The organism is Nevskia sp. (assembly GCF_051860985.1).
Classification (GTDB): domain Bacteria; phylum Pseudomonadota; class Gammaproteobacteria; order Nevskiales; family Nevskiaceae; genus Nevskia.
Genome location: NZ_JBIMKV010000004.1, coordinates 168365 through 195098, shown reverse-complemented (window position 1 = coordinate 195098; position 26734 = coordinate 168365). Strand labels below are relative to the sequence as shown.

General features: G+C 66.5%; 23 protein-coding genes and 2 tRNA genes. 15 read left to right on the top strand and 10 right to left on the bottom strand.

Annotated features, from left to right (window positions below; translation table 11 throughout):
- Nucleotides 1–69 precede the first annotated feature (69 nt).
- The gene (locus ACTIGJ_RS05830; protein ID WP_439639338.1) at nucleotides 70–1701 is read left to right on the top strand and encodes an alpha-D-glucose phosphate-specific phosphoglucomutase; all 1632 of its coding nucleotides are present in this window, start codon (nucleotides 70–72) and stop codon (nucleotides 1699–1701) included.
- Between the two features lie 6 nt (nucleotides 1702–1707).
- Here ACTIGJ_RS05830 and ACTIGJ_RS05825 read toward each other — a convergent pair whose 3' ends face one another.
- From ACTIGJ_RS05825 to ppsR, 6 genes are all read right to left on the bottom strand, one after another.
- Nucleotides 1708–2214: a CinA family protein gene (locus ACTIGJ_RS05825; protein ID WP_439639337.1), complete on the bottom strand. Its 507-nt coding sequence runs from the start codon at nucleotides 2212–2214 to the stop codon at nucleotides 1708–1710.
- Between the two features lie 39 nt (nucleotides 2215–2253).
- A complete protein-coding gene (locus tag ACTIGJ_RS05820) occupies nucleotides 2254–3522 on the bottom strand; it encodes an MFS transporter (protein ID WP_439639336.1) in 1269 nt (422 codons plus the stop codon).
- Nucleotides 3523–3562: 40 nt separating this feature from the next.
- The gene (locus tag ACTIGJ_RS05815; protein ID WP_439639335.1) at nucleotides 3563–4546 is read right to left on the bottom strand and encodes a purple acid phosphatase family protein; all 984 of its coding nucleotides are present in this window, start codon (nucleotides 4544–4546) and stop codon (nucleotides 3563–3565) included.
- 27 nt (nucleotides 4547–4573) lie between these two features.
- Complete coding sequence (locus ACTIGJ_RS05810; protein ID WP_439639334.1) at nucleotides 4574–7369, bottom strand: TonB-dependent receptor; 2796 nt, start codon at nucleotides 7367–7369, stop codon at nucleotides 4574–4576.
- 206 nt (nucleotides 7370–7575) lie between these two features.
- The gene (locus ACTIGJ_RS05805) at nucleotides 7576–9273 is read right to left on the bottom strand and encodes an alkaline phosphatase D family protein (protein ID WP_439639333.1); all 1698 of its coding nucleotides are present in this window, start codon (nucleotides 9271–9273) and stop codon (nucleotides 7576–7578) included.
- Nucleotides 9274–9381: 108 nt separating this feature from the next.
- Nucleotides 9382–10203 (bottom strand): posphoenolpyruvate synthetase regulatory kinase/phosphorylase PpsR, encoded by an 822-nt coding sequence (ppsR, locus tag ACTIGJ_RS05800; RefSeq protein WP_439639332.1) that lies wholly within the window; start codon nucleotides 10201–10203, stop codon nucleotides 9382–9384.
- 38 nt (nucleotides 10204–10241) lie between these two features.
- On the opposite strand from ppsR, the gene ACTIGJ_RS05795 reads away from it, so the two are divergent.
- Genes ACTIGJ_RS05795 through ACTIGJ_RS05785 form a run of 3 tightly spaced genes read left to right on the top strand, consistent with a single transcriptional unit; the run spans nucleotide 10242 to nucleotide 13636 of the window.
- The gene (locus ACTIGJ_RS05795) at nucleotides 10242–10562 is read left to right on the top strand and encodes a DMT family transporter (protein WP_439639331.1); all 321 of its coding nucleotides are present in this window, start codon (nucleotides 10242–10244) and stop codon (nucleotides 10560–10562) included.
- Nucleotides 10563–10601: 39 nt separating this feature from the next.
- Entirely contained in the window at nucleotides 10602–12974 is a 2373-nt protein-coding gene (ppsA, locus tag ACTIGJ_RS05790; RefSeq protein WP_439639330.1) for a phosphoenolpyruvate synthase, read from the top strand.
- A gap of 20 nt (nucleotides 12975–12994) precedes the next feature.
- Nucleotides 12995–13636: a ribonuclease T2 family protein gene (locus ACTIGJ_RS05785; protein WP_439639329.1), complete on the top strand. Its 642-nt coding sequence runs from the start codon at nucleotides 12995–12997 to the stop codon at nucleotides 13634–13636.
- A gap of 31 nt (nucleotides 13637–13667) precedes the next feature.
- On the opposite strand, the gene ACTIGJ_RS05780 is transcribed toward ACTIGJ_RS05785, so the two are convergent.
- Nucleotides 13668–14867 carry a sensor histidine kinase gene (locus ACTIGJ_RS05780; RefSeq protein WP_439639328.1) on the bottom strand — a complete coding sequence of 400 codons (1200 nt, stop codon included), beginning with the start codon at nucleotides 14865–14867 and terminating at the stop codon, nucleotides 13668–13670.
- A gap of 21 nt (nucleotides 14868–14888) precedes the next feature.
- Complete coding sequence (locus ACTIGJ_RS05775) at nucleotides 14889–15386, bottom strand: response regulator (RefSeq protein WP_439639425.1); 498 nt, start codon at nucleotides 15384–15386, stop codon at nucleotides 14889–14891.
- Nucleotides 15387–15625: 239 nt separating this feature from the next.
- On the opposite strand from ACTIGJ_RS05775, the gene ACTIGJ_RS05770 reads away from it, so the two are divergent.
- The 11 genes from ACTIGJ_RS05770 (at nucleotide 15626) to ACTIGJ_RS05720 (ending at nucleotide 24520) form a co-directional block, all read left to right on the top strand.
- Entirely contained in the window at nucleotides 15626–16528 is a 903-nt protein-coding gene (locus tag ACTIGJ_RS05770; protein ID WP_439639327.1) for a DMT family transporter, read from the top strand.
- 71 nt (nucleotides 16529–16599) lie between these two features.
- A complete protein-coding gene (gene uvrB / locus ACTIGJ_RS05765; protein WP_439639326.1) occupies nucleotides 16600–18681 on the top strand; it encodes an excinuclease ABC subunit UvrB in 2082 nt (693 codons plus the stop codon).
- A 67-nt stretch (nucleotides 18682–18748) separates the two neighbouring features.
- A tRNA-Val gene (locus ACTIGJ_RS05760) sits at nucleotides 18749–18825 on the top strand.
- Between the two features lie 184 nt (nucleotides 18826–19009).
- A complete protein-coding gene (infC, locus tag ACTIGJ_RS05755; RefSeq protein WP_293370757.1) occupies nucleotides 19010–19543 on the top strand; it encodes a translation initiation factor IF-3 in 534 nt (177 codons plus the stop codon).
- Nucleotides 19544–19606: 63 nt separating this feature from the next.
- Entirely contained in the window at nucleotides 19607–19804 is a 198-nt protein-coding gene (gene rpmI, locus ACTIGJ_RS05750; RefSeq protein ID WP_022975473.1) for a 50S ribosomal protein L35, read from the top strand.
- Between the two features lie 92 nt (nucleotides 19805–19896).
- A complete protein-coding gene (rplT, locus tag ACTIGJ_RS05745) occupies nucleotides 19897–20256 on the top strand; it encodes a 50S ribosomal protein L20 (RefSeq protein WP_439639325.1) in 360 nt (119 codons plus the stop codon).
- A 91-nt stretch (nucleotides 20257–20347) separates the two neighbouring features.
- Entirely contained in the window at nucleotides 20348–21361 is a 1014-nt protein-coding gene (gene pheS / locus ACTIGJ_RS05740) for a phenylalanine--tRNA ligase subunit alpha (RefSeq protein ID WP_439639324.1), read from the top strand.
- Nucleotides 21358–23718 carry a phenylalanine--tRNA ligase subunit beta gene (pheT, locus tag ACTIGJ_RS05735; RefSeq protein WP_439639323.1) on the top strand — a complete coding sequence of 787 codons (2361 nt, stop codon included), beginning with the start codon at nucleotides 21358–21360 and terminating at the stop codon, nucleotides 23716–23718. Before pheS ends, pheT begins: the two co-directional genes overlap by 4 nt.
- 2 nt (nucleotides 23719–23720) lie before the next feature.
- On the top strand, nucleotides 23721–24020 hold the full coding sequence (locus tag ACTIGJ_RS05730) for an integration host factor subunit alpha (RefSeq protein WP_439639424.1): 300 nt from the start codon (nucleotides 23721–23723) through the stop codon (nucleotides 24018–24020).
- Nucleotides 24004–24390, top strand: coding sequence for a MerR family transcriptional regulator (locus ACTIGJ_RS05725; protein WP_439639423.1), 387 nt, complete (start codon nucleotides 24004–24006; stop codon nucleotides 24388–24390). The genes ACTIGJ_RS05730 and ACTIGJ_RS05725 overlap by 17 nt, the downstream gene beginning before the upstream one ends.
- A 53-nt stretch (nucleotides 24391–24443) precedes the next feature.
- Nucleotides 24444–24520, top strand: a tRNA-Pro gene (locus ACTIGJ_RS05720).
- A gap of 212 nt (nucleotides 24521–24732) precedes the next feature.
- Here ACTIGJ_RS05720 and ACTIGJ_RS05715 read toward each other — a convergent pair.
- Both ACTIGJ_RS05715 and ACTIGJ_RS05710 read right to left on the bottom strand, forming a co-directional pair.
- Complete coding sequence (locus ACTIGJ_RS05715) at nucleotides 24733–25248, bottom strand: hypothetical protein (protein ID WP_439639322.1); 516 nt, start codon at nucleotides 25246–25248, stop codon at nucleotides 24733–24735.
- Between the two features lie 228 nt (nucleotides 25249–25476).
- On the bottom strand, nucleotides 25477–26658 hold the full coding sequence (locus ACTIGJ_RS05710) for an acyl-CoA dehydrogenase family protein (protein ID WP_439639321.1): 1182 nt from the start codon (nucleotides 26656–26658) through the stop codon (nucleotides 25477–25479).
- Nucleotides 26659–26734 lie beyond the last annotated feature (76 nt).

Genomic DNA, 26734 nt, shown 5'->3' with positions numbered 1-26734 from the left:
AGCCGACTATAAGATACCGCCGCGACCCGTTGCAGCCTTGCTTTTCCCGCCATTCCGAGAACGCTTCCGATGCCCGTCCGCGAGCTGCCGACCCGTCCCTACACCGACCAGAAATCCGGCACCGCCGGCTTGCGCAAGAAGGTCGCGGTGTTCCAGCAGCCGCACTACCTGGAGAACTTCCTGCAGGCGATCTTCGATGTCGAAACGTCCCTGCGCGGCGGCACGCTGGTGATCGGCGGCGACGGCCGCTACCACAACCGCGAAGCGATCTACACAGCGGTGGCGATGGCGGCCGGCAACGGCATCGCCCGGGTGATCGTCGGCCAGGGCGGCATCCTGTCGACGCCGGCCGCGTCGACGATGATCCGCCTGCACCAGGCGGCCGGCGGCCTGCTGCTGACCGCCAGCCACAACCCGGCCGGCCCGGACGGCGACTTCGGCATCAAGTTCAACGTCGCGGGCGGCGGCCAAGCGTCCGAGACGCTGACCGGCCGGATCTTCGAGGCCTCCAAGGCGATCAGCCGCTACCGCATCTTCGAGGGCGGCAGCCTCGATCTCGACCGGCGCGGCAGCCAGCAGCTCGGCGATACGCGGATCGACATCGTCGACTGCGTCGATGACTACGCCAAGCTGCAGCAGAGCCTGTTCGACTTCGACCGCATCCGCGACTGGTTCAAGCGCGGCGGCCGGATCTGCTTCGACGCGATGCACGCGGTCACCGGCCCGTACGCCACCCGCATCCTGATCGAGCAGCTCGGCGCACCGGCCGGCAGCGTCATCAACGCCAGCCCGCTGGAGGATTTCGGCGGCGGCCATCCGGACCCCAACCTGATCTACGCCCGGCACCTGCTCGACCTGGCGCTGAGCGCGGAAGCACCGGACCTGATCGCCGCCAGCGACGGCGATGGTGACCGCAACATGATCCTCGGCCGCGGCCTGTTCATCTCGCCGGGCGATTCGCTGGCGATGCTCGCTGCCCATCTCGACAAGCTGCCCGGCTACAAGGGCGGCCTCAAGGGCCTGGCCCGCTCGATGCCGACCTGCCGCGCGGTCGATGTCGTGGCCCAGGCGCGCGGACTGGAATGCCACGAGACGCCGACCGGCTGGAAGTTCTTCGCCAACCTGCTCGATGCCGGCCGGGTGACGCTGTGCGGCGAGGAGAGCTTCGGCACCTCGTCCAGCCACACGCGCGAAAAAGACGGCTTGTGGGCGGTGCTGGCCTGGCTGAACGTGCTGGCGGTGACCGGCAAGAGCGTGCAGCAGATCGCCACCGAGCACTGGGCACGCCACGGCCGCCACTACTACGTGCGCCACGATTACGACGAGCTGCCGACCGCTACCGCCAACGGCATCGTCGATGGCCTGCGCAAGGCGCTGCCGACGCTGGCCGGCAGCCGGCAGGGCGACTGGACGGTCAGCCAGGCCGACGAGTTCGCCTATACCGATCCGGTCGACGGAAGCCGGACCACCGGCCAGGGCCTGCGCATCGTGTTCGGCGACGCCGCGCGAATCATCCTGCGGCTGTCCGGCACCGGCACCGAGGGCGCGACGATCCGGCTCTACCTGGAACGCTACGAGCGCGCTGCCGACCGCCTCGGCTGGACCACGACCGAGGCGCTGGCGCCGCTGGCCGCGATCGCCGACCGGCTGATCCGCATCAACGAGCAGAGCGGCCGCAAGGGCCCCAGCGTCATCACCTGAGCCGCTTCAGCGCGCTGGCGCGGCTTCCAGCGCCTCGACCAGCAGCGCCAGCGCCGCCGCCGCGAACGCCTGCATGTTGGCGTAGCGGTCGGCCTGGCCGGTGCGCAAGGTCCGCACCCGGCTGACGGGTCCGGATACCGCCAAGCAGGTATGGCCGGCCGGATCGCCGTATCGGTTGCCGTCCGGCCCGGCGGCGCCGGTTTCCGACAGGCCCCAGCTCACCTTGTCGCCGTGCCGCTCGCGCAGCGTCTGCGCCAGCAGCGCGGCATAGGGCTCGGAGCTGGAGCGGATGCCTGTCGCCTGCAGGTCGTCCAAGGTCAGGCCGGCCAGCGCCTTGATCCCGCGCGCCGAATAGGGGATCGCGCCGCCGGTGTAGAAGCGCGAAGCCCCCGGCACCGCGAGCAGCGCCGCCGATACCAGGCCGCCGGACGAGGTCTCCGCAACCACCAGGCGTTCGCCCCGGGCGGTCAGCAGCTGGCCGGCGCGAGCGCCGAGTTCGAGCAGGTGTTGCATGGCATCAGGTCTCGGCAGTCAGGCGGACGGAAAGCGGGATCATGCGGTACCGGCCGCAGCGTCGGGGCGCCGCCACAGCGCAGCCAGTCGGGGCGGGCCTCGGCCGGCATCCAGCGCGATGACCAACACCGCGCAGCCGGCCACTGCCAGCCCGAAGCCGGCGGCCAGCGCCGGCAGGTAGCCGAAGGCATCACCGAGCGCGGCGGCCACGAAGGCCGCCAGGCCCTGGGCGACCACCACCGCGCAAGCCAGCAGCGTGTAATCGGTGCCGGCGTGCTCGGGATCGGAGGCATCCATCATCAGCGTGAACAGCGCCACCGTCGCCATGCCGCCGAACAGATGCTCGGCGATGCAGGCCGACCAGACCAGCGGCCGGTCGGTCGGCAGGCTGGCGGCGGCGACGTACAGCAGCAGGCTCAGCGCCTGGGCGATGCCGCAGCCCAGCAGCGCCCGCCGGCGCCCGAGCCGGAACGCCAGCCCGCCACCGGCAGCCGCGCCCAGCAGGCCGACGATCGAGCCCAGCGTGCCCTTGACGAGAGCGATCTCGGCGGTCGGCCAGTGCGCGTCCTTGAGCATCGGCCCGATCAGCGACGCGGTCATCGAATCGCCGAACTTGTAGGCGCAGACCAGCGCCAGCAGCAGCGCCATGCCGGGCATCCGCAGCCTCGGGCACCAGCCGGCGGCCAGCTGCCGCACCGACGGCCGCGCCTGCCGCGCCGGGGCTTCGCGTGCACTGCGCTGCAGCAGCACCGGCAGGCAGGTCAGCGCCAGCAGCGCCGACATGCCGAGGCACATCGGCACCCAGCCGAACTGCGCGTAGATCCACAGCAGCAGGCCGCCACCGAGCACCATGCCGATCCGGTAGGCACCGACCTGGATGCCGTTGCCGAGCCCGCGGGCGCGGGTGTCGAGCAGGCGCACGGCCAGGCCGTCGGTGGCGACGTCCTGGATGGCCGCCAGCGCATTGAACGCGAACACCGCGACGAACACCGCCATGAAGCCCTGCGCGGGATCGATCCAGGCCAGCAGTGCCGCGCCGATCGCGGCAACGAACTGGATCGGCACGATCCAGCCGCGCCGGGTGCCGATGTGGTCGACCATCGGTGCCCACAGGAATTTCAGTGCCCACGGCAGGAACAGCAGGCTGGTAGCGCTGATCGCCTTCAGCGACGCGCCGTTTTCGCGCATCAGCACCGGCAGCGCCTGGGTGAAAAAGCCGTACGGCAGCCCCTGCGCGACGTACAGGCTGGTCAGCAGCAGCAACGGCGCGGCGCCGGACGGGCGAACGGTCAGCGGATGGGAGCTCATGCGCGAAAGCCTACGCGAGCGCAGGGCTCCGCCGCAGGCGTCAGGGCTTCAGGCTGATGGCGTAGGGCACGCGGTTTTCGGCATCGACCAGTTCGACGTTCAGCGCCTCGGCGGTCAGCGACATCGCCATGAAGCCGGCGCTGGCGACGGCGAACAGCCGGCCGTCCTTCGGGTCCGGCACGCCCAGCGGACGGGTTTCCGATCCGGCCCCGGACACCAGGTGGGTGACCGTGCCGCCGGGGCGGCGGATCACCTGAAGGTCGTGCTCGTGGCCGGCCAGATAGGCCTGCACGTGGTACTTCTCCAGCAGTGGCAGCAGCGCTTTCTCCAGCTCTTTCTGGATGCCGCCGCCGATCGCTTTCTTACGCTTGCCAACCGTGTAGATCGGATGGTGGCCAACGACGATCTTCCAGCGCGCGGTCGACTTCTTCAGCTCGTCCTCCAACCAGCGCAGCTGCGCGGCCGCGTCCTGATCGGCCACCGCGTATTCGCCCGGATGCTGCTGGTAGTCCTCGATCATCGGCGAGGTGTCGATGAAGAAGAACTGCGCCTGCACCGGGCTGTCCTCGCCGGCGGCGAAGGTCTTGGTGAAATAGCGGGCCGGCATCTGCCAGCGGCGGCTGATCCGCGTGTAGTCGATCTGCGCCTGCGGATTGCCCTTGTAGTCGTGATTGCCAAGCACGACGTACCACGGCACATGCAGCGCGTGATCGCTGTAGACGTCCTCGAAGGAACTGCTCCACGAAGGGTCATCAGTGCTGGCGACACCAACCGGATAGAAGTTGTCGCCGACCGAGATCACGAACGCGGCGTCCTGCTTGTGCGCCGCCGCCGCCAGCCGGCCGGCGGTGTCGAACTGCCCTTCCTGGCCGTGCCGGCCCCAGTCGCCGATGACCATGAAATGCAGCGCATCCTTGACTGGCGTCACGGGAGAAGTCGGCGGCGTGGCCGGTCCGGCGATGGCCGAGACGGCGCTGCCCAAAGTCAGCGCCAGTGCCAGGAAATGCGAGCGGAAAGCGTTCATGCGAAGGTGTCGGAACCAGGTTGTCGATCAGAAGTTCAGCTTGATGCCGAGCTCGCCCGTGATGCCGTACTGCTCGTACTGGGAAGCGTAGCGATCGGCGCCGAAATAGGCATAGAACGGCTCGTCGGTGATGTTGACGACGTTGACATAAAGCCGCGCGTAGTCGGTGAGCTGGTAGCCGCCAGTGAAATCCAGCTGCAGGTTGGCGTCGGCGTAGCGGTCGAAGCGCGGGTCGTCGAGTTCCTCGATCGAATCAAGGAAAGCGCTGCGGTAAGTCGCCGACAGGCGCGCGCTGAAGCCGTACTTCTCGTAACCGAACGCGAGGTTGCCGACCCGGTCCGACTGCCGAGGCAGCGACAGCCGATCGTCGCGGAACGGCAGGCGCGCCCGGCTGTTGGTCAGCGTGTAGTTGGCCGACACCAGCAGGCCGTCGAACGGCGCCGGCAGGAACTTCAGCGCCTGCGTGTAGCCGAGTTCAAGGCCATAGACATCGGCGGACTGGCCGTTGACGGCCTGGAACACTTCGTCGAACGCCTCGAAGCCCGGCGAACCGGCGACATCGGCAATGACGATGAAATTGCGGATGCGCTTGTAGAAGCCGCCGGCCTGCACAACGCCTAGGCTGCCCGGGTAGTACTCGAAAGCGAGGTCGACGTTGCGCGAACGCAGCGCCTTCAGGTTCGGGTTGCCGACCTCGCCACGGCGCTGGATCTCGCCATCGTCTTCCTCGATCTCGATCAGCTGGCGCGGCGCGGCATCCTCGTAGCCCGGACGGGCCAGCGCCTCGGTATAGGCCAGCCGGCCGATCAGGCGCGGGTCGAAGCGGTAGCGGACATGCAGCGACGGCAGCAGCGCCGAGCCGTCGCGCCGGGCACTGAACGGCGCGAACTGCGGATCGCCATCGCCGTCGACATCGTCAACGGTGATCGCGGTGCCGCGCGACACGGTATCGGTGTATTCCATGCGCGCGCCGCCGAGGATGCGCAGGTCCCCGATGTTGACCACGCCGAGCGCGTAGGCGGCGTAGATGTCCTCGTCGATCCGGTAATCGGCACCGCGCGAATCGACCGCCGACGCGTCGCCGTCAAGCTCGAAGCCGGCGCGGCTCGCGTTGAAGTAGCGGCGGAACGCGCCCGGATCGACCCCCGGCCCGTAGTGGCCGAGCGGATAGCGGCGGTTGTCGCGGGCGAAGCCGGACAGGGTCACGTCGTCATCGCCGAAACCGTCGTAGACGGCGGCTTCGAGTTCGGCGGTCTTCTTGCGCAGGCGAACCTTGCTGCCCATCTGCAGATGGCCGTTCCAGCGGCTGAACGCGTAGTCGTGGCGCAGGTTGACGGCGAAGCTGGTCTCGCGCTCCTCGGTGCTGGAATCCTCCAAGGTGGCTTCGTCGAGCACGAAATCGGCGGGATCGTCATTGCCGGTGCCGAAGAAGACCGGGCGGTGGCGATCGGCCAGCGAGTAGCCGAGGTCCAGCCCTTCGCCGACAAACGAGGCGCTCAGATTGCTGCGGTTCTTCTCGTTGGCAAACGCGTGGGCGACGACGTAATCGAACTTCCAGTCGTCCCAGCGATGCCTGGCACCCAGCGCGGTCGTGAAGATCTGCTGGGTCTCGATGCGCGCCCGCAGATTGCGTTCCTGGGTGGCGCCGTCGAAGCGGCCACCGGCGTCGTCCAGCTCGGCCACCTCGCCATCCTCGAATACATAGACGCTGGACTGGCGCGTCTCGTCGTCCTCGAAACGGCTGAACAGCGTGCGCAGGTAGAACTCGTTGTTCGCGCTCGGGCGCCAGTCGACGTTCAGCGAGGTCGACAGGCGCTCGCGGATCACCCGGTAGTCGCGCTGCTCGCCTTCCTCCAGGCCGGCCAGCTCGCCGCCCTCGGTCTCCAGCAACGGGAAGCCGGCGGTCTCGACGTTGTCGGAACCGAAGCTGCGGCGGAAGTAGCTGACGCCGGTCGAGACGCCGAAGTCATCCTGCCCGCCGATCGACAGCAGCCGCGTGGCAGTGGCGGCGAGGCGCGGGCTGATGGTGTCGCGCTGCTCGTTGTAGCTGCCTTCCGAGCGCAGACTGAAGCTGTTGCCGCGATCGAAGGCGGTGGCGGTCTTGATCTCGATGTTGCCGCCGATGCCGTCGCCGTCCATGTCCGGGGTCAGCGTCTTGGTGACTTCCAGGCCTTCGAGCAGATCGTTGGCCACGACATCGAGGTTGACCGACCGGGTGTCGCTTTCCGGGCTGCCGACGCGTACGCCGTTGATGGTCGCGGTATTCAGCGCCGGGTCAAGCCCGCGAATCACCACGAAGCGGCCTTCGCCCTGGTCGCGGGCCACCGACAGGCCGGGCAGGCGCTGCAGCGATTCGGCGACGTTCTGGTCCGGGTACTGGTTGATGGCGTCGAAATCGACGACCGTCTTGATGTTGTCCGCCGCGCGCTGGCGGTTCAGCGCCCCCGCCTGCCCGGCCAGCTGGCCGACGATCAGCACCTGCTTGAGCTTGACTGCGGCATCGCCGAGCGCGAAGTCCTGCGTGGTCGTCGCATCGTCGCGGACGGTGATCGACTGTGCCGCTTCGGCGGCCCCGAGGTACTGGGCGGTCAGCGTGTAGCGGCCGGCCGGCACATCGGCGAAACGGAAGCGGCCATCGCGGTCGGCGGCCGCCTCGCGGCCCAGTTCCCTGATCCGCACCAGCGTGCCCTGCAGCGCGCTGCCGCTGCTGCCGGCGACGCTGATCCGGCCGCTGATGCTGCCATCGGCCTGCGCTGCGCCGCCGGAAAGAAAGCTTGCTGCCAACAGCCCGCGCGCCAGCGGCGCGCTGCGCATGCCCGTCATGGAAGGTCCCCGTCGAACTCGAAATGGAATGCCGACATCGGGTCGCCGCCGGCTGCAGGTCGGTCGGCGCCAGATGAATTTCCGGCAATCTAGGGAACGAAAGTGACGGCGGCGTGAAGGCTCGGCACGGCGCCGCCGGAGCGGCGCTTCAGGCGCAACGGATGCCCGGTCCGGCCGCCGTCAGCGGGCCGGACCGGGCGCGGACATCACGGCGCCAGCGGCGGTGGATTGGCCTTCGGGGTGCTGCGCGAACCGCGCCGCAGTCGGTTCTCGTTGCGGCGATTTTCCAGGGCGATCGCGAAGCTCTGGCCGCGGTCGCGACGGTCGATGGTGGTGACGTACCACCACTCGTTCGACACCCGCTCGGGCGTGATGTCGAGCACCATGTAGCCGCGCTGGTCGAGGTTGATGTACTTGAAGTGCGGGTTGTTGGCGCGGATCACCGGCGACAGCGCCTGCAGGTTGTCGAGGCCGGCCGAGGTGACCGAGGTGCAGACGAACTCGACCGCCCGCGAACCTTCCCCGGTCAGCGCGTTGTAGCCGCCGAAGCGCGGGCCGAGCAGCTTGTTCGGATCAGGCGTCAGGTCGGCGGCCCAGGAGCAGTGGATGTCGCCGGTCAGCACCACGACGTTGTCGACCGGATCGTGCTGGGCGGTGCCGGTCAGGGCTTCGAAGATCCGGTCGCGGCGCGGGTCGTAGCCGTCCCACTGATCGACATTGAGGTACTGGCTGAGCCGGGTCGCGTTCGGCAGGCCGAGCACCTTCAGCTGCGCGAACATCACGCCCTGGCCGATCAGCTTCCACTTGTTGCGCGGGGCGCCGCGCAGGCCGTTGATCAGCCAGTCTTCCTGGGTGACGCCAAGCAGCTGGCGGTTCGGATCGGTGTAGGCGCCGGTCTGGGTGTACACGCCAAGGCCGGCCTGCGGCAGCAGCTGCACCGGTGCCGGGATGGGTTCGTCACGGGCGCCGACACGCTCTTCGAGCATGTACAGGTCGGCCAGGTTGCCGATCGAGAAATTGCGCCAGTTGCGGCGCAGGTCGTTGGCATCCGGAACTCGGGTCGGCATCCATTCGTAGTAGGCCTGCAGCGCGTTAGCGACCCGCGTCGCCCAGTCGCCCTCGGTGTCCGGCTGGTGGTTCTCGGCGCCGTCCTTGTAGGCGTTGTTGGCGAACTCGTGGTCGTCCCAGATCGCGATGATCGGATGCTGGCGATGCATTTCCTGCAGTTCCGGCTCGCGCTTGTACTGGGCGTGACGGGTGCGGTAGTCGGCCAGCGTCAGGATTTCGTGCGGCGGCTCGTAGTTGCGGGCGCTGCCGTAGTCACCATTGCCGTATTCGTAGATGTAGTCGCCGAGGTGCAGCACCAGATCCAGATCGGCGCGCTCGGCAATCCGCGCGTAGGCATTGAAGAAGCCGTGCGCCAGGCTCGAGCACGAGGCCACCGCCAGCCGCAGCCGCTGCACGTTGCCGACTGGCAGCGTCCGGGTGCGGCCGACCGGCGAGCGCACCGCGCCGACATTGAACCGGTAGTAGTAGGTGCGTCCCGGCTCGAGGCCGGCGGCATCGATCTTCACCGTGTGGTCGCGACTGGCATCGGTGATCGTCGCGCCGGTCTGCACCAATGTCTGCAGGCCAGGATCGATGGCAATCCGATATTCGACCGTCACCGGCCCGCCACCGGGCACGGTGACGCGGGTCCACAGGATCACGCGGTCGCGCAGCGGATCGCCGCTGGCAACTCCGTGGACGAACGACAGCTTCGCCGTCTGCGCCTGCGCGGCATTGCCGTCCTCGGGCAGCAGCGGCAGCGTGCTGGCGGCGAGCCCGGCAGCGGCGGATTTCAGGAAATGACGGCGGTCAAGGCCGGTGCGCTTGCGCGCGCGGCGGCTGCGTTGCTGTCCCATGGCGATTCTCCTCCCGGTAGGTCCGATTCATGAACGTCGGACGTGATTGTTCCGCCTCGTGGTGACGCCGGCGTGACGAGGATGCTGCGCCCCGCCCGCAGGCTGCGGCTAGCGCCTGAGTCCTTTTTCCTGCATCACCATCGCCGCGATTTCCTCGATCGACATGTTGGCCGAGTTCAGGTGCGGCACGTTGTTGCGCCGGTACAGCTGCTCGGCCTGCCGCAGTTCGTAGGCGCACTGCGCCAGCGACGCGTACTTGGAGCCCGGCCGGCGCTCGCTGCGCACCTGTTGCAGCCGCTCTGGATCGGAGGTCAGGCCGAACAGCTTGTTCTCGAAGCCGCGCAGCGCCTTCGGCAGCTTGAGGTTCTCGAGGTCGTCCTCGGTCAGCGGGAAGTTGGTCGCAAACACCGCATGCTGCAGCGCCAGGTACAGCGTGGTCGGCGTCTTTCCGCAGCGCGACGGGGCGATCAGGATCACGTCGGCCCGGCTCAGGTCGCGCACGCTCTGGCCGTCGTCGTGCTCCATCGAGAAGTTCATCGCGTCGATGCGCGCGTTGTAGCGGCCGTGGTCGCTCATGCCGTGGGCACGGCCCTGGGCGTGCGTCGACTTGATGCCCAGCTCCGCCTCGATCGGCGCGATGTAGGTATCGAACAGGTCCAGGAACTGCGCGTTCGCGGTGCGCAGGATCGACCGCACCTCCTCGTTCACGGTGGTCGAAAACACCAGCGGCCGCCGCGTTTCCGTGGTCGAGACGTGGTTGATATAGTTCACCGTCACTCGTGCCTTGTCGGTCGAGTTGATGAACGGCAGGGTCACCTTCCTGAATTCGACCCCCTCGAACTGGGTCAGCAGGGTGCTGCCGAGGGTCTCGGCGGTGATGCCGGTACCGTCCGATACGAAGAACACGATGCGCTGCGCGGGTTCATTCACGCGCCAAGCCCCCCACCTGCCGAATCCCTTTTCTTGCCATGTCCTGGGTTTATCTGGTTCTCGCCGGTCTGCTGGAGATCGGCTTCACGACAGCGCTGAAGCTGTCGAACGGTTTCTCGCTGGAGCGGCCGAAATATATCCTCGTTTTCGGCGCTTTCGCGTTGGGCAGTTTTTTTCTGCTCAACCTCGCGATGCGCGGCATCTCCCTTGGCACGGCTTATGCCGTGTGGACCGGGATCGGCGCGGCCGGCACGGCGCTGGTGGGGGTGATGTATTTCGGCGAAACCCTCAACGTGCTGCAGGTCTGCTTTCTGAGTCTGCTGATCGTGTCGATCATCGGCCTCAAGTTGGTATCCTGACGCCCCTTTTTGATCTTTCCCAAGCAGGAACTCGAGTTCATGGCGACACCGACGGTACTGTGGTTCAAGCAGCTGGGCATGCACGACGTGGAGCTGGTCGGCGGCAAGAACTCCTCGCTCGGCGAGATGATCCAGCATCTGACCAAGCTGGGCGTGTCGGTCCCCGACGGCTTTGCCACCACGGCGCAGGCCTATCGCGAGTTCCTGAGCCACGAAGGTCTGGCCGATCGCATCAACGCCCAGCTCGACGACCTCGATGTCGATGACGTCGTCAAGCTCGCCAAGGTCGGCAAGAACATCCGCGATGCGGTGATGAAGGCGCCGTTCCCGGCGGCGCTGGAAGCCGAGATCCGCACCGCTTACGACCAGCTGCTCGCCGAAGCCGGCGTCGAAATTTCGGTCGCCGTGCGTTCGTCAGCGACCGCCGAAGATCTGCCGGATGCCTCCTTCGCCGGCCAGCAGGAAACCTTCCTGAATGTCCGTGGCATCGACGACGTGCTGGCCAAGATGAAGGAAGTTTTCGCGTCGCTGTTCAACGATCGCGCGATCGCCTACCGCGTGCACAAGAACTTCGATCACTCGAAGGTCGCGCTGTCGGCCGGCGTGCAGCGGATGGTGCGCTCGGACGTCGGGTCCAGCGGCGTGATGTTCACGATGGACACCGAATCGGGCTTCCGCGACGCCGTGTTCATCACCTCCAGCTACGGTCTCGGCGAAGCCGTGGTGCAGGGCGCGGTGAACCCGGACGAGTTCTACGTCTACAAGCCGGCGCTGGCCGCCGGCCGCCCGGCGATCCTGAAACGCGGACTCGGCGAAAAAGCCAAGAAGATGGTCTACGCCGACCCGGCCGGCGGCAAGGCGGTCGAGTTCACCTCGGTGGCCGATGCCGACCGCCGCCAGTTCTCGCTGACCGATGCCCAGATCACCGACCTCGCCCGCCAGGCGCTGATCATCGAGAAGCACTACCAGCGGCCGATGGACATCGAATGGGGTCTCGATGGCACCGACGGCAAGCTGTACATCCTGCAGGCGCGCCCGGAAACGGTGCAGTCGCGCGCCGGTGGCAGCCGCCTGCGCCGCTACAAGCTGAAGTCGAAGGGCAAGGTGCTGATCGAGGGTCGCGCGATCGGCCAGAAGATCGGCGCCGGCCGGGTGCGCTTCCTGAACTCGATCGAGCAGATGGAGCGCGTGCAGCCGGGCGACGTGCTGGTCACCGACATGACCGATCCCGACTGGGAGCCGGTGATGAAGCGCGCCAGCGCCATCGTCACCAACCGCGGCGGCCGGACCTGCCATGCGGCGATCATCGCCCGTGAACTGGGCATCCCGGCGGTGGTTGGCACCGGCAACGCGACCAGCGTGCTGAAGGACGGCACCGACGTCACCGTGAGCTGCGCCGAAGGTGATACCGGCTTCGTCTACGAGGGGCACGTCGACTATGCCGTCGACGAGATCGAACTCGACAAGATGCCGGACATCCCGGTCAAGATCATGATGAACGTCGGCACGCCGGAGCAGGCGTTCGACTTCGCCAGCCTGCCGCACAAGGGCGTCGGCCTTGCCCGCCTGGAATTCATCGTCAACCGCCAGATCGGCATCCACCCGCAGGCGCTGCTGGAGCTGGACAAGCAGACCCCGGAGCTGCGCCGGATCATCGATCCGATGATCGCCGCCTACCCGAGCCCGCTCGACTACTTCTGGATGCGCATGGCCGAGGGCATCGCGATGATCGCGGCCGCCTTCGCGCCGGAGCCGGTGATCGTGCGCCTGTCCGACTTCAAGTCGAACGAGTACGCCAACCTGGTCGCCGGTGGCCGCTACGAGCCGCACGAGGAAAACCCGATGCTCGGGTTCCGCGGCGCGTCACGCTACATCTCCAAGGACTTCCGTCCCTGCTTCGACCTCGAATGCAAGGCGCTGAAGTACGTCCGTGACGAGATGGGCCTGACCAACGTGCAGGTGATGGTGCCGTTCGTCCGCACCTTGGCCGAAGCCAAGGGCGTGTCGGACATCCTGGCTGCCAACGGCATGAAGCGTGGCGACAACGGCCTGAAGCTGATCATGATGTGCGAGCTGCCGAGCAACGCCGTGATGGCGGACGAGTTCCTCGAGTACTTCGACGGCTTCTCGATCGGCTCCAACGACATGACCCAGCTGACGCTCGGCCTCGATCGCGATTCCGGCCTCGTCGCCAGCGGCTTCGACGAGCGCGATCCGGCGGTCAAGAAGATGCTGTCGATGGCGATCTCGGCCTGCAAGCGCGCCAACAAGTACGTCGGCATCTGCGGCCAGGGCCCGAGCGACCACCCGGATCTGGCCAAGTGGCTGCTCGACCAGGGCATCGAGTCGATGAGCCTGAACCCCGACACGGTCGTCGAAACCTGGCTGTTCCTGGCCGGTCAGAAGGCCTGAGGCCGGTCGGTCGCGCGGCGATGATGCGTCTGCCAGTCGTCGTCGCGCTGCTGGCGGGGCTGCTCGCCGGCACCGCCACCGCACGCGAACACCGGCCGCGCGATGCGGCCGGGGTGTTCGATTACTACGTGCTCAGCCTGTCCTGGTCGCCGGAGTACTGCGCCAGCCGCCGGCGCGTTGACGATCCGCAGTGCGCCCGCCCCTACGCATTCGTCGCTCACGGCCTGTGGCCGCAGAACGAACGCGGCTGGCCACAGGACTGCGAGACCCGCGAGCAGGTGCCGGAAGCGACGATCAACCGGCTGCTGCCGATCATGCCGAGCCGCGGCCTGATCATTCACGAGTGGCGCAAGCACGGCAGCTGCAGCGGCCTGGGAGCCGACCGCTACTTCGCGGCGCTGGAGCGCCGCTTTCAGGCCATCCGCATTCCGGAACGCTACCAGCGGCTGCCGGAACCGCTCGATCTCGACACCGACGAGCTGCGCCGCGACCTGCTGGATGCCAACCCGGCACTCCGGCCGGACAGCCTGGTGCTGCAGTGCAAGGGTCGCTACCTGCAGGAAGTCCGCCTGTGCTTCGACCGCAACAACACCTCGCGCGCCTGCGGAGCAGACTTGCGCGACGGTTGCGGTGACCACGTGGTGCTGCGCCCGATCCGCTGAGGCGCCCGACTCGCGGCACGTCGGCGCGGCTTCAGAGCTTGCGCAGGTCGTCGCCCGTCATCGCCGGCAGGCGCTGCCTTGGCACCGTCACCGGCAATCGCAGGTGGAACTGCGTGCCGCTGTCGTCGGCCGTCGCGTGGATGCTGCCACCGTGGTACTCGGCAATCTTCCGGCAGATCGCCAGTCCGATGCCGGTGCCCTCGTAGTCGTCGGGACCATGCAGCCGCTTGAAGATCGCGAATACCGCGTCGAGCTGATCCTGCGGAATGCCGATGCCGTTATCGGCGATCGTCAGCTCCCAGAAATCGCCGTCGCGGACGATGTCGATGCGGATCTTCGGCCGCTCGCCGGGCTTCTGGAACTTGATCGCGTTGTCGATCAGGTTGTGCAGCAGCTGCACCAGCAGCCCGTGGTTGGCCTCGATCTCCGGCAGCGTGCCGACGGCGATATCAGCGCCACTGCGGTCAATGGCCGCCTTGAGGCCCTTGAGGGTCCGGGTCAGGGTGTCGGCCAGCGGCTTGCGTTCGATGCCGGCGGTATCGCTGCGCCCAACCCGTGACAGCGTCAGCAGATCCTGGATCAGCTGCTGCATCTGCCGCGCGCCCTTGTCGATGTAGTCGAGGAACTCCAGCGCATCGCCATCGAGCTTGTCGCGGTGGCGCCGGGTCAGCAGCTGCGAGAAGCCGGAAATGGTCCGGAGCGGCGCCTGCAGATCGTGCGAGGTGATGTAGGCGAACTGCTCCAGCTCGCGCACGGCGCGGTTCATCCGGTCCAGCGAACGCCGCATGTCGTCCTCGGCCTGTTCGCGGGAGGCGATCTCCTCCCGCAACCGCTGGTTGGCTTCGGCCAGTTCCTCCGGCGAGCGCATCGCCAGCAGCTTCGGCACCAGCGGCACGATGGCGATCGCGGTCGCCAGCGACACAGCGGCGGTGACAGCCTTCTCGATGCCCTGCAGGTAGTAGATCGGCGACCAGATGGCGACGATGCCCAGCACATGGCTCAGGCCGCACAACACGATGAAGGCCGCGAACAGCGCCACCGCCCAACCGAACGGCAGTGGCTGGCGCCGACGGCGAATGTAGTAAAGCAGCAGCGCAGGGATCACAAAGTACGACACGGCGGTCACCGCGTCGGCGGCGACATGCAGCCAGATCAGGTCCGGCCGCAGCTGGAAACAGATGCCGTGCGGCAGCAGCCCGGTGCCGCTCGCGGAGAAGAAAGAAGCCGCCATGTCGGCCTCAGCGATCGCGCATCACGACTGCCCGCCGTCGGCGTCAGGCCGGGGCGGCAAGATCACCAGCCGCAGCCAGAAATCGCGCAGCGCTTCGGCGAGACGGAAGAAATCGCCCAGGTCGACCGGCTTCGACAGGTAGCAGTTGGCATGCGCGTCGTAGCTGGCGGTGATGTCGCTTTCGGCGGTGGAAGTCGACAGCACCAGCACCGGCGTGCGGCGCAGCGCCGGATCGCTCTTGATCGTGCGCAGCACCTCGCGACCATCGATGCCCGGCAGGTTGAGGTCGAGCAGCACCAGGTCCGGCTGCCGCGCGCCGGCGTACTCGCCTTCACGGCGGATCGCGCGCAGGGCCTTTTCGCCGTCGCCGGCAATCAGCAGTTCGTGCGGCAGGCCGGTTTCGCGCAGCACCTCCTGCATCAGCCGGACATCGGCGATCGAATCCTCGACCAGCAGGATCACGGCGGCGCGCGCACCACCGCTGGCGGACGGCGTGGCGGCGGCGGAATCGGAATGCATCATCGGGTCGCTCCTGCTCGACCGGTCAACCGGCATGGATTCAGCATGGTGGGAGTTCCGGCAGCGCCGGCAGAAATGAACGAGTTGGCAATGTAATGAGGCAACCGGCGATGCGGCGAGATTTCATACCGATGGCACCGGCATCCGGACAGACGGCAGCCGGTCGCCAGCCGCGCCGTCCCCGCCCGAACGACCCAGCCGATAGACTGCCGCGCCCCGCCCCTGCCCGTTGATCCGCGATGTCCGATGACCTGCGCCGCGGCGCCTTCTATGCCCTTTCGGCAGCCGCCGCGATGGCCCTTGGCGCCACCTGCATCAAAGGCGCATCGGGATCGGTTCCGGGGCCGGTGATCGTGTTCTTCCGCGCCACCATCGGCTTGCTGCTGATGGCCCCGTGGCTGGTGCGCGGCGGCCGCAACTTGATGACGACGCAACGCTTCGGCGGCCATCTGTGGCGCGCCGGCTTCGGCCTGATCTCGATGTACGGCTATTTCCACGCGCTCGGCCATCTGCCACTGGCCGAAGCGGTGCTGCTGACCTACACGATGCCCCTGTTCGCGCCCTTCATCGGCTGGTTGTGGCTGGCCGAAAAGCCGCCGCCAAGTGCGCTGCCGGCGGCGCTGATCGGCCTCGCCGGCATCACGCTGATCGTCAAGCCGGGGGGCGAAGGGCTGACCAGCCTCGCGGCGCTGATCGGCGCCACCTCGGGCATCAGCGCAGCAGCCGCAATGATCGGCATCCGCCGGATCAGCGATACCGAACCGGCGTCGCGGATCGTCTTCTACTTCCTGCTGCTGTCGAGCATCGCCGCCGCCGCGCCGCTGCCCTGGGTCTGGAAGACACCAGACCTGCCGGGTTGGGGCTGGCTGCTCGGAGTCGGCGCATTCGCCACCGCCGGCCAGTTCCTGCTGACCCGTGCCTATTCGGTCGCCACTGCGTCCTACATCGGCCCGTTCACGTATACCTCGGTGATCTTCGCCGGTGCCCTGGGCTGGGCCCTGTGGGGCGAGGCACCGGATCGCTGGTCCCTGCTCGGCATTGGCTTGGTGATCGGCTCCTGCCTGGTCACGCTGCTGCCACGGCGACGACCGGCATTGACGACGCGCCCGGACCGCCGCATCGATGCCCGTTCGGATGCCTGAGCCGCTGTCCGGCGTGGCTGGCGCGGCGACGCAGCGGTAACCTGTCCAGTCCTCTTTCGAACCTGCCTGCCATGTCCAGTCCGAAGTCCGATCTGATCGTCGAGCACGTCTCCGACAAGCTGGTCCGCCTCAAGCGCCGCATCGACGGCGGCTTCCATCTGAAGGCCGACTGGGCGCCGAGCGGCGACCAGCCGCAGGCGATCAACAAGCTGGTCGAGAACCTCAACGACGGCCTCGCCCACCAGACCCTGCTCGGCGTCACCGGCTCAGGCAAGACCTACACGATCGCCAACGTCATCCAGCGCACCCAGCGGCCGACAATGATCCTGGCACCGAACAAGACCCTTGCCGGCCAGCTGTACGGCGAGTTCAAGGAGTTCTTTCCGGACAACGCGGTCGAGTACTTCGTCAGCTACTACGACTACTACCAGCCGGAAGCCTATGTGCCGTCGTCCGACACCTTCATCGAGAAGGATTCGGCGATCAACGAGCACATCGAGCAGATGCGTTTGAGCGCGACCAAGGCGCTGATGGAGCGCAAGGACGCGATCATCGTGGCGTCGGTATCGGCGATCTACGGCCTCGGCAATCCGGAGGCCTACTTCAACATGGTGTTGCACCTGGTCAAGGGCGACAAGCTGGGCCAGCGCGAGATCATCCGCCGCCTCACCGAAATGCAGTACACGCGCAACGATGTGGCGCTGGCGCGCGGCACCTATCGCGTCCGCGGCGAGATCATCGACATCCACCCGGCCGAATCGGACGAGGAAGCGGTGCGCGTCGAACTGTTCGACGACGAGGTCGACGGCATCAGCTACTTCGATCCGCTGACCGGCGAGGTCCGCCGCCGCGTGCCGCGGGCGACGATCTACGCCAAGAGCCATTACGTGACGCCGAAGGAGCGGACGATGGCGATGAGCGGGGCAATCAAGGACGAGCTGCAGGAGCGCATCAAGTACTTCGCCGACAACGGCAAGCTGCTGGAAGCACAGCGCATCGAGCAGCGCACGACCTTCGATCTGGAGATGATCCAGGAGATCGGCTACTGCAACGGGATCGAAAACTACTCGCGCTACCTCACCGGCCGCGCACCGGGCGAGCCACCGCCCTGCCTGCTCGACTACCTGCCGCCGGATGCGCTGGTGGTGATCGACGAAAGCCACGTCACCGTTCCGCAGATCGGCGGCATGTACCGTGGCGACCGGGCACGCAAAGAAACCCTGGTGCAATACGGCTTCCGCCTGCCCAGCGCGCTCGATAACCGACCGCTGAAGTTCGAGGAATTCGAGCGACTGGTCCCGCAGACCATCTACGTCTCCGCGACGCCCGGCCCTTATGAGCTGAAGTTCTCCGGCGACGCCATCATCGATCAGGTGGTGCGCCCGACCGGCCTGATCGACCCGGAAGTGGAAGTGCGGCCGGCAGCCTCGCAGGTCGATGACGTGCTCGGCGAGATCCGCCTGCGCGTCGACAACGGCGATCGCGTGCTGATCACCACGCTGACCAAGCGAATGTCGGAAGACCTGACCGACTACCTGACCGAACACGGCGTCAAGGTCCGCTACCTGCATTCGGACATCGACACCGTCGAACGGGCCGAAATCCTGCGTGACCTGCGCCTCGGCGTGTTCGACGTGCTAGTCGGCATCAACCTGCTGCGCGAAGGCCTTGACCTGCCCGAGGTGTCGCTGGTCGCCATCCTCGATGCCGACAAGGAAGGCTTCCTGCGCTCGGAGCGCTCGCTGATCCAGACCATCGGCCGCGCCGCGCGCAACCTGAACGGTAAGGCAATCCTGTACGCCGACACCATCACCGGCTCGATGCGCGCCGCGCTCGACGAAACCGACCGCCGCCGCGCCAAGCAGATCGAACACAACCGGATCAACGGCATCACGCCGACCTCGGTTGCCAAGCGCATCCACGACGTGATGAAGCTCGGCTACGAGACGACCGACACGACGCCGTCGCGCAAGGCGGCCGAAAAGACGGTCGACTACGGCCGAATGCCGCCGGAAAAGCTGGCCAAGCTGATCGCCAAGCTCGAAAAGGAAATGCGGCAGGCGGCGCAGAATCTCGAATTCGAGCTGGCAGCCAAGAAGCGAGACGAGCTGCGCAAGCTTCGGGAGACGGCGCTGGGCGCGAAGTCCGCCTGAAATTTCCGGATACCGCAGGAAAAGCTTGCGCGATTTGCTGTCGGTGCCGTATAGTTTCTGACTACGCAGGCGCGTAGCTCAGCTGGTTAGAGCACCACCTTGACATGGTGGGGGTCGATGGTTCGAGTCCATTCGCGCCTACCAATTTGGTAACGAAAAGGCTTCGGAAAACCGAAGCCTTTTTCGTATGCGAGACCACGGCCCGGGCCTACTGACACGCAACGGCGGCTTTCGGCGTCCGCGTACTTGTTTCGCCGGCTGCGCATTCCCTATAATACCGCTCTTAATCGGCGGGGGCGTGCGCTCGACTCGCCTTGTCTATGGGTTTTTGGGAGATACGCGTATCAGCGCGGAACGTCAGGATCGCCGGAACGATGAAATTAACGTACCTCGCGTACGTGTCATCGCCGATGACGGCGCACAGGTCGGCATCATGCTCACCCGTGACGCCATCGCCAAAGCCGAGGAAGCCGGGCTTGACCTGGTAGAAGTCTCGCCGAATGCAGATCCACCGGTCTGCAAGATCATGGATTACGGCAAGTACATCTATCAGAAGGACAAGCAGCAGCAGGCCGCTCGCAAGAAGCAGAAGCAGATCCAGGTCAAGGAAGTGAAATTCCGGCCGACGACCGAGGAAGGCGACTTCCAGACCAAGCTGAAGCACTGCAAGGAATTCCTCGAAGAAGGCGACAAGGTGAAGATCGTGATCCGCTACAAGGGTCGCGAGCTGGCTCACCAGGAACTGGGCTTCAGGCTGATTGACCGCCTCAAGGCAGAACTGGATGAACTGGCGCTGGTCGAGCAGCACCCGAAACTCGAAGGCAAGCAGGCCATCATGGTGATGGGCCCGCGGAAGCACTAAGTACACTGCAAAGTCATCCTTGCGGTGGATGACTGATACACCAACACATTGGAGCCGTAAGAAATGCCGAAGCTGAAGACCAACAAGGGCGCCGCCAAGCGCTTTTCCCGCACCGCGAAAGGCGGCTTCAAGCGCTCCAGCGCGTTCAAGCGCCACATCCTGACCAAGAAGTCGCCCAAGCGCATCCGCGACCTGCGCGGGCCGACGATGGTGCATGCCTCGGACAACAAGGAAGTCCGTCAGCTGCTCCCGTACGCCTGAACCTCCGGGTTCGTCGGCGTCACCCAGTGGTAGAAGCGTCGCTTACATAGAAGATTCGCTCAGCGAACACGATCATCAAAAGGTAATCACCGATGGCACGAGTCAAACGCGGCGTCACTGCGCGCGCACGTCACAAGAAGTTGCTGAAGAAGGCCAAGGGCTACTACGGCGCCCGCGGCCGCGTCTACCGCGCTGCCAAGCAGCAGGTCATCAAGTCGGGTCAGTACGCCTACCGCGATCGTCGGGTCAAGAAGCGCGAGTTCCGCGCCCTCTGGATCCAGCGCATCAACGCAGCGGCCAACGAGCTGGGTCTGTCGTACTCGAAGTTCATCCACGGTCTGTCGCTGGCGGAAATCCAGGTCGACCGCAAGATGCTTTCGGACATCGCGATCCACGACAAGCCGGCGTTCGCCAAGCTTGTCGAGCAGGCGAAGGCCAAGCTCGCCGCCTAAGCTGTCCGGCTGCAAAACGGGGGAGCGGCGTCATTCGCCTCTCCCCTTTTTTGTGCCCTCGAATTCCCCTGAATTCACGAGTTCCGTTGCCATGAACGCGACTTCAACACCTCACCTCGACGATCTGCTGCACAGCGCCCAGGCGGAAATTGCCGCCGCCGGCGATCCGCGCGCCATCGAGGCGCTTCGCGTCGACCTGCTCGGCAAGAAGGGCCGAGTCACCGACCTGCTGAAAAGCTTGGGTAGCCTGCCGCACGAGCAGCGCAAAGCCTTCGGCGAGCAGGTCAACAAGGTCAAGGAGCTGTTGTCGACGCAGCTCGAAGCCCGCGCCCGCGCGCTTGCCGACGTCGAACTCGAACGCCGTCTGGCCTCGGAAACCATTGATGTCACGTTGCCTGGCCGCGGCGAACCGGCCGGCGCCCTGCATCCGGTGTCGCGGACGATTCGCCGCATCGAGCAGATCTTCAACTCGATGGGCTTCGAATCGGTGCAAGGCCCGGAAATCGAGGATGACTGGCACAACTTCCAGGCGCTGAACATTCCCGAATCGCACCCGGCGCGGGCGATGCAGGACACCTTCTACGCGCTGAACGGCGCGCGCCTGCTGCGCACCCACACCAGCCCGGTGCAGGTGCGGACCATGCTCGACCGCAAACCACCGATCCGCATCATTTGCCCGGGCCGGGTCTACCGGGTCGATTTCGATCGCACCCACAGCCCGATGTTCCATCAGGTCGAAGGCCTGTATGTCGCTGAAAACGTGGGCCTTGCCGATCTGAAACATGATCTGACCACGTTCCTCAAGCTGTTCTTCGAACGCGATGTCGAAGCGCTGTTCCGTCCCTCGTACTTCCCGTTCGTGGAACCCGGCGCCGACGTCCACATCCGCTGGGGCGATCCCGACAAGGGCACGCGTTGGCTCGAAGTGCTGGGCTGCGGCGTGGTCCATCCGAACGTGCTGGCGGCAGTCGGCATCGACCCCGAGCGCTACACCGGCTACGCATTCGGCATGGGCGTGGAACGCCTGACCATGTTGCGCTACGGCGTCGACGACCTGCGCCTGTTCTTCAACAACGACCTGCGCTTCCTGGAGCAGTTCAAGTGAAGCTTTCCGAAAACTGGCTGCGCGAGTGGGTGAACCCGCCGGCCACCGCCACCGAACTCGCGCACAAACTGAACATGGCTGGCCTCGAGGCCGAAGCCGAGGCGATGCTGTCCGTGCTGCCGAACGGCATCGTCGTGGGCCGGATCCTCAAGACGGCACCGCATCCGCAGGCCGATCGCCTAAGGGTCTGCGAAGTCGATGCCGGCACTGGCGAGGTGCTGCAGATCGTCTGCGGCGCCGCCAACGCCCGTCCGGGCATCCTGGTGCCGGCGGCCCTGCCCGGCGCGATCTTGCCGAGCGGCACCCAGATCACCAAGGCCGCGCTGCGTGGCGTCGAATCCAGCGGCATGCTGTGTTCGGCCTCCGAGCTGGGCCTGGCCGAGAAATCCGAAGGCCTGCTGGAGCTCGATCCGGGCGCCAAGCCCGGCACGCCGATCGAGCGGCATCTCGGCCTGGTCGACAACATCCTGGTGCTGGAGCTGACGCCCAACCGTGGCGACTGCCTGAGCATTGCCGGCCTCGCCCGCGAAACGGCGGCGCTGTACGGCATTCCGGTCAGCGCGCCGCGCATCAAGCCCGCCGTGGTCGAGCCGGAAACGCGGATCAACGTCGTCGTCGAGGATGCGGCCGCTTGCCCGCATTACGTCGGCCGGGTCGTGGAAGGCCTGAACGCAGCCGCACGCACGCCGGACTGGATGGTCGAACGGCTGCGCCGCTCCGGCATCCGCGCGATCCACCCGGTGGTCGACATCACCAACTACGTGCTGCTCGAACTCGGCCAGCCGATGCACGGCTTCGACGCCGCCAAGCTGCGGGGCGCGATCCGCGTGCGCCGTGCCCGTGCCGGCGAGCAGCTCAAGCTGCTCAACGAACAGACCCTGAGCCTGGACGCGCGCGACCTGCTGATCTGCGACGACAGCGGCCCGCTGGCACTGGCCGGCATCATGGGCGGCGATGCCTCCGGCTGTTCGGCCGCCACCACGACCATCTTCCTGGAATCCGCCTGCTTCGAGCCGGTCACCATCGCCACCGGCGGACGCCGCCACAAGCTGCTGTCGGACTCCCGCTACCGTTTCGAGCGCGGCGTCGACCCGGCCCTGCAGCGGCAGGCGCTGGAACGCGCGACGGCGCTGGTCCAGGACATCTGCGGCGGCCGCGCCGGACCGATCGTCGAGGTCGGCACCGCGCCGCACCACGTTGCCGAAATCGCGCTTCGCCATTCGCAGGTCAACCGCCTGCTCGGCTGCGAGATTCCCGCCAGCCGCATCGTGCCGCTGCTGCAAAGCCTCGGGATGAGCGTTGCGCCGACCGGTGCCAGCAGCTGGAAGGTCAAGGTGCCGCCGCACCGCCATGACCTGCGGATCGAAGCGGACCTGGTCGAGGAAATCGGCCGCCTGCATGGCTACGACAACATCGCCCCGCGCGCCTATGCCGCCGAACTGGCGCCGTTCTCGGCCAAGGAGACGACGCGGCAGCTCGACCGGGTCAAGGACGCCCTGATCGCGCGCGGCTATCAGGAAGTCGTCACCTACAGCTTCGTCGATCCGAAAATCCAGGCGCAGCTCGATCCCGCCACGCCAGGCGTGCCGCTCGACAACCCGATCGCCGAGACCATGGCGGTCATGCGGACGACGATCTGGAGCGGCCTGATCCCGACCTGGCAGTACAACCGGCAGCGCCAGCAGAAGCGCGCCCGGCTGTTCGAGGCCGGCGCGGTCTACGCGCTGGCGGGCGACGCCAATCGCGAGGACGCGCGGCTCGCCGGCCTGATCGCCGGCCCGGCTCAGCCCGAGCAATGGGGCGCTGCGGCCCGTCCGGTCGATTTCTTCGACGCCAAGGCTGATCTCGAGGCGCTGTTCGGCAGCGCGCTTCTGTACGAGGCCGCCCAGCACCCTGCCCTGCATCCGGGCCGCACGGCGCGGATCGTTCGCGACGGTGTGGCCGTCGGCTGGCTCGGTGCGCTGCATCCGAAGCTTGCGGAGGTGCTCGACATCCCGGACGCGCTGTACCTGTTCGAACTGGACTGGGCCGCTGTCCGCGACATCGCCCTGCCGGCACCGGGCGGCGTGTCGGAGTTCCCGTCGTCGCGCCGCGATCTTGCCTTCGTGGTCGACGAATCGGTGACATCCGATGCACTTTCCGGGGTCATCCGGGAGGCGGCCGGCCCACTGCTCCGGCACCTTCAGATCTTCGATGTCTACCGCGGAACAGGCCTTCCCGCCGGACGCAAAAGCATCGCCTTCGGCTTGATTTTTCAGGATTATTCCCGCACGCTGAATGTGGAGGAAGTCGACGCCGCCGCGCATTCCGTTGCCGCCAGCGTTCATGCCCGACTGGGTGGTTTGGTAAGAGACTGACAATCGTGGCGTTGACCAAAGCCGAATTGGCCGAAGCCCTGTTCGAGGAACTGGGCCTGAACAAGCGGGAAGCTAAGGAGTTCGTGGATTACTTCTTCGAGGAAGTGCGCGAGCGCCTGGAACACGGTGAAGAAGTGAAGCTGTCGGGGTTCGGCAACTTCGAACTCCGCGACAAGAGCCAGCGTCCTGGCCGCAATCCGAAGACCGGCGAAGAGATTCCGATCTCCGCCCGTCGTGTCGTCACCTTCCGTCCTGGCCAGAAACTGCGCCTGCGAGTCAGCGTCGATGAAGACGACGCATAAGCTGGCGCCGCTGCCCGAAATCCCAGCCAAGCGCTATTTCGCGATCGGGGAAGTCAGCGACCTGTGCGGCGTCAAGGCGCACGTGCTGCGCTACTGGGAGCAGGAATTCCCACAGCTGAAACCGGCGAAGCGGCGCGGCAACCGTCGCTACTACCAACAAGGCGATGTCGAGATGGTGCGGCGCATCCGCAGCTTGCTTTATGAGCAGGGCTACACGATCGGCGCCGCGCGCCTGCGTCTGAAGGATGTGCCCGACACCGAGCCGGTTGTTCCGCCGACCGCAGCACCGGCTAACGGTGGAGACCGGCAGCAGCAGCTGCGCGATATCCGGCTGGAACTGCAGTCCCTGCTGGACCGCTGGCCTTACTGAGCTGGCCTTGAAGCTCGCCTGCCGCCTTCAGGGCAGGCTACAATCACAACTCGCGGGGCGTAGCGCAGTCTGGTAGCGCACTTGCCTGGGGGGCAAGTGGTCGCAGGTTCAAATCCTGTCGCCCCGACCACTTCATTAAGCAGCACAACAAGAACGGCCACTTCGAGTGGCCGTTCTTGTTTCCGGCATCCCTATCCGGTATTCGAACTGCTCGCCGAGACGCAGGTGACGGCACATCGCTGAGCGACGGTCATCGTTTCCGATGGCAGCCGCAGCGAGGCGCTCCTTCGCGCCGATGCTGCCGGTCCTGCTCCACAGCCGGGCAGGACCGCAAGCCCGGTGTCAGCGCGTCAGATCGCTCTTGATCGCCTTCAGCACGGCGGCCACTTCGCGCGGCAGAGACTGGGCCAGCTGATCCAGCACGGCCACCTTCTGCTTCAGGTCCGCAACCGGAGCGAAGCGGCTGGCGATCGCGGCCAGCGCGCCGCTCAGGTTGCCGGTTTCGCCGGTTTCTGCAGCTGCCGCCTTGCGGCCACGCTTGCCGCCGGCCTTGGCCGACGACGCCGCCTTGTTCTTGGAGCCCTTCTTGCGGCCGCGACGCGGCGCGTCGGCGATCGCGACGGCAGACGCGGCGTCAGCAAGGCGATAGATCACGTTGCGACCATCGCGCTCGGTCTCGACCAGGCCCTGGTCTTTCAGCTTCTTCAGATTCAGGAATGCGGCCGCACTCGAAAACCCGCCTTCATTGATCAGATCGGTCGTCGATCGCGCGCCTGCGCCCAGCAGGCTCAGGATCTTGGCGCTGACACCCGTGACGCGGGTTCCAGCGCTCGATTCGGTGTTTTCGGAGTCGGACATGGAGTTCTTCTTCAGGGATGGAGACTGGATTCTACACGCCCCGCCGATTCATCCAATCGCAGGGCATTCCACTGTCACGATTTCCCGAATCAAGCCGCGCGCCATTCAGCACCTCCATCGAGGAGCAACACGGGGTCCACTGCGAACCGTCCATACCGTCATCAGCCGACGTCCGCCCAGCTTCGCGTCCGCACGCAGAGTTCCCACAGCACATCTGCACCGCAACCTTCAGGCTTTCAGCAATTTCTTGGCGAGACTCCAGCGATGCACTTCGCTGGGACCGTCATAGATCCGGAACGGGCGGATGTCACGGAAGATGCGCTCGACGATGGTCTCGCCGGTCACACCACTGCCGCCCAGCACCTGCACGCTGCGATCGACGACGGCCCAGGTCTTCTCCGAGCAGATCACCTTGGTACGCGACGATTCGAAGTTCGCGCGCGCGGCACCGCCTGCTTCCCCCGCGTCGGCGCGATCAAGCACTTCGGCGCAATAGCCGATCGCCATCCGCGCCAGATGCAGATCCATATCGTTGTCGGCCAGCATGAAACCGACGCCCTCGTGATCGCCAAGCCGCTTGCCGAAAGCCTGGCGTCGCCGGGCGTAATCGAGCGCCACATCGTGGGCGCGGCGAGCGGCGCCGAGCCAGCGCATGCAATGGGTCAGACGCGCCGGCGCCAGCCGCACCTGGGCATAGCGGAAGCCTTCGCCGACTTCGCCAAGCACGTCGCTGGCCGGCACCCGCAGATCATTGAAGTGGACCACGCAATGACCGCCGGCAAAGCAGCGATCCAGGGAATCCATCTGCCGCTCGATGACGATGGCCGGCTGCGCCATGTCGGCAAGGAACATCGTCGCCCGGCCATCCTCCAGGCGCGCCATGATGATCGCGAAGGCCGCGCCTTCGGCACCGGTGATCAGCCATTTGCTGCCCGTGATGCGGTAGTGATCGCCATCGCGAATGGCCGTCGTCTGCAGCATTGATGGATCGGAACCGGCACCCGGCGCCGGCTCGGTCATCGCGAAACAGGATCGCGTTCTTCCGGCCACCAGCGGCGCCAGCCAGCGCGCCTTCTGGGCGTCGGTGGCGACCGCCTCCATCAAGTGGATGTTGCCCTCGTCGGGCGCGTGGATATTCATCGCCACCGGACCGAGTGGCGAATAGCCCGCCTCCTCGAAAACCACGGCCTTCTCGATATGGCTCAGATGCAAGCCGCCGAGCGCCTTCGAGGCGTGCACGGTCAGCAAACCAGCGTCCCGCGCGCGGGCGATCAGCTCGGCGCGCAGCGCCTCGGTCGGGCCGTGGTCGGTCTGTCGAGGATCGCGCTCGTAGGGGATCACCTGCTCGGCGATGAAGCGGCGGGTTCGCGCCTGCAGTTCAAGCAGCGCGGGAGAGAGCTGGAAATTCATGGTCGGCGGTCCGATTGGCGCGGCGGCCACGATAACAGCGCGGCCGGGCCACCCACCACACACCGCGTGGCGGCCC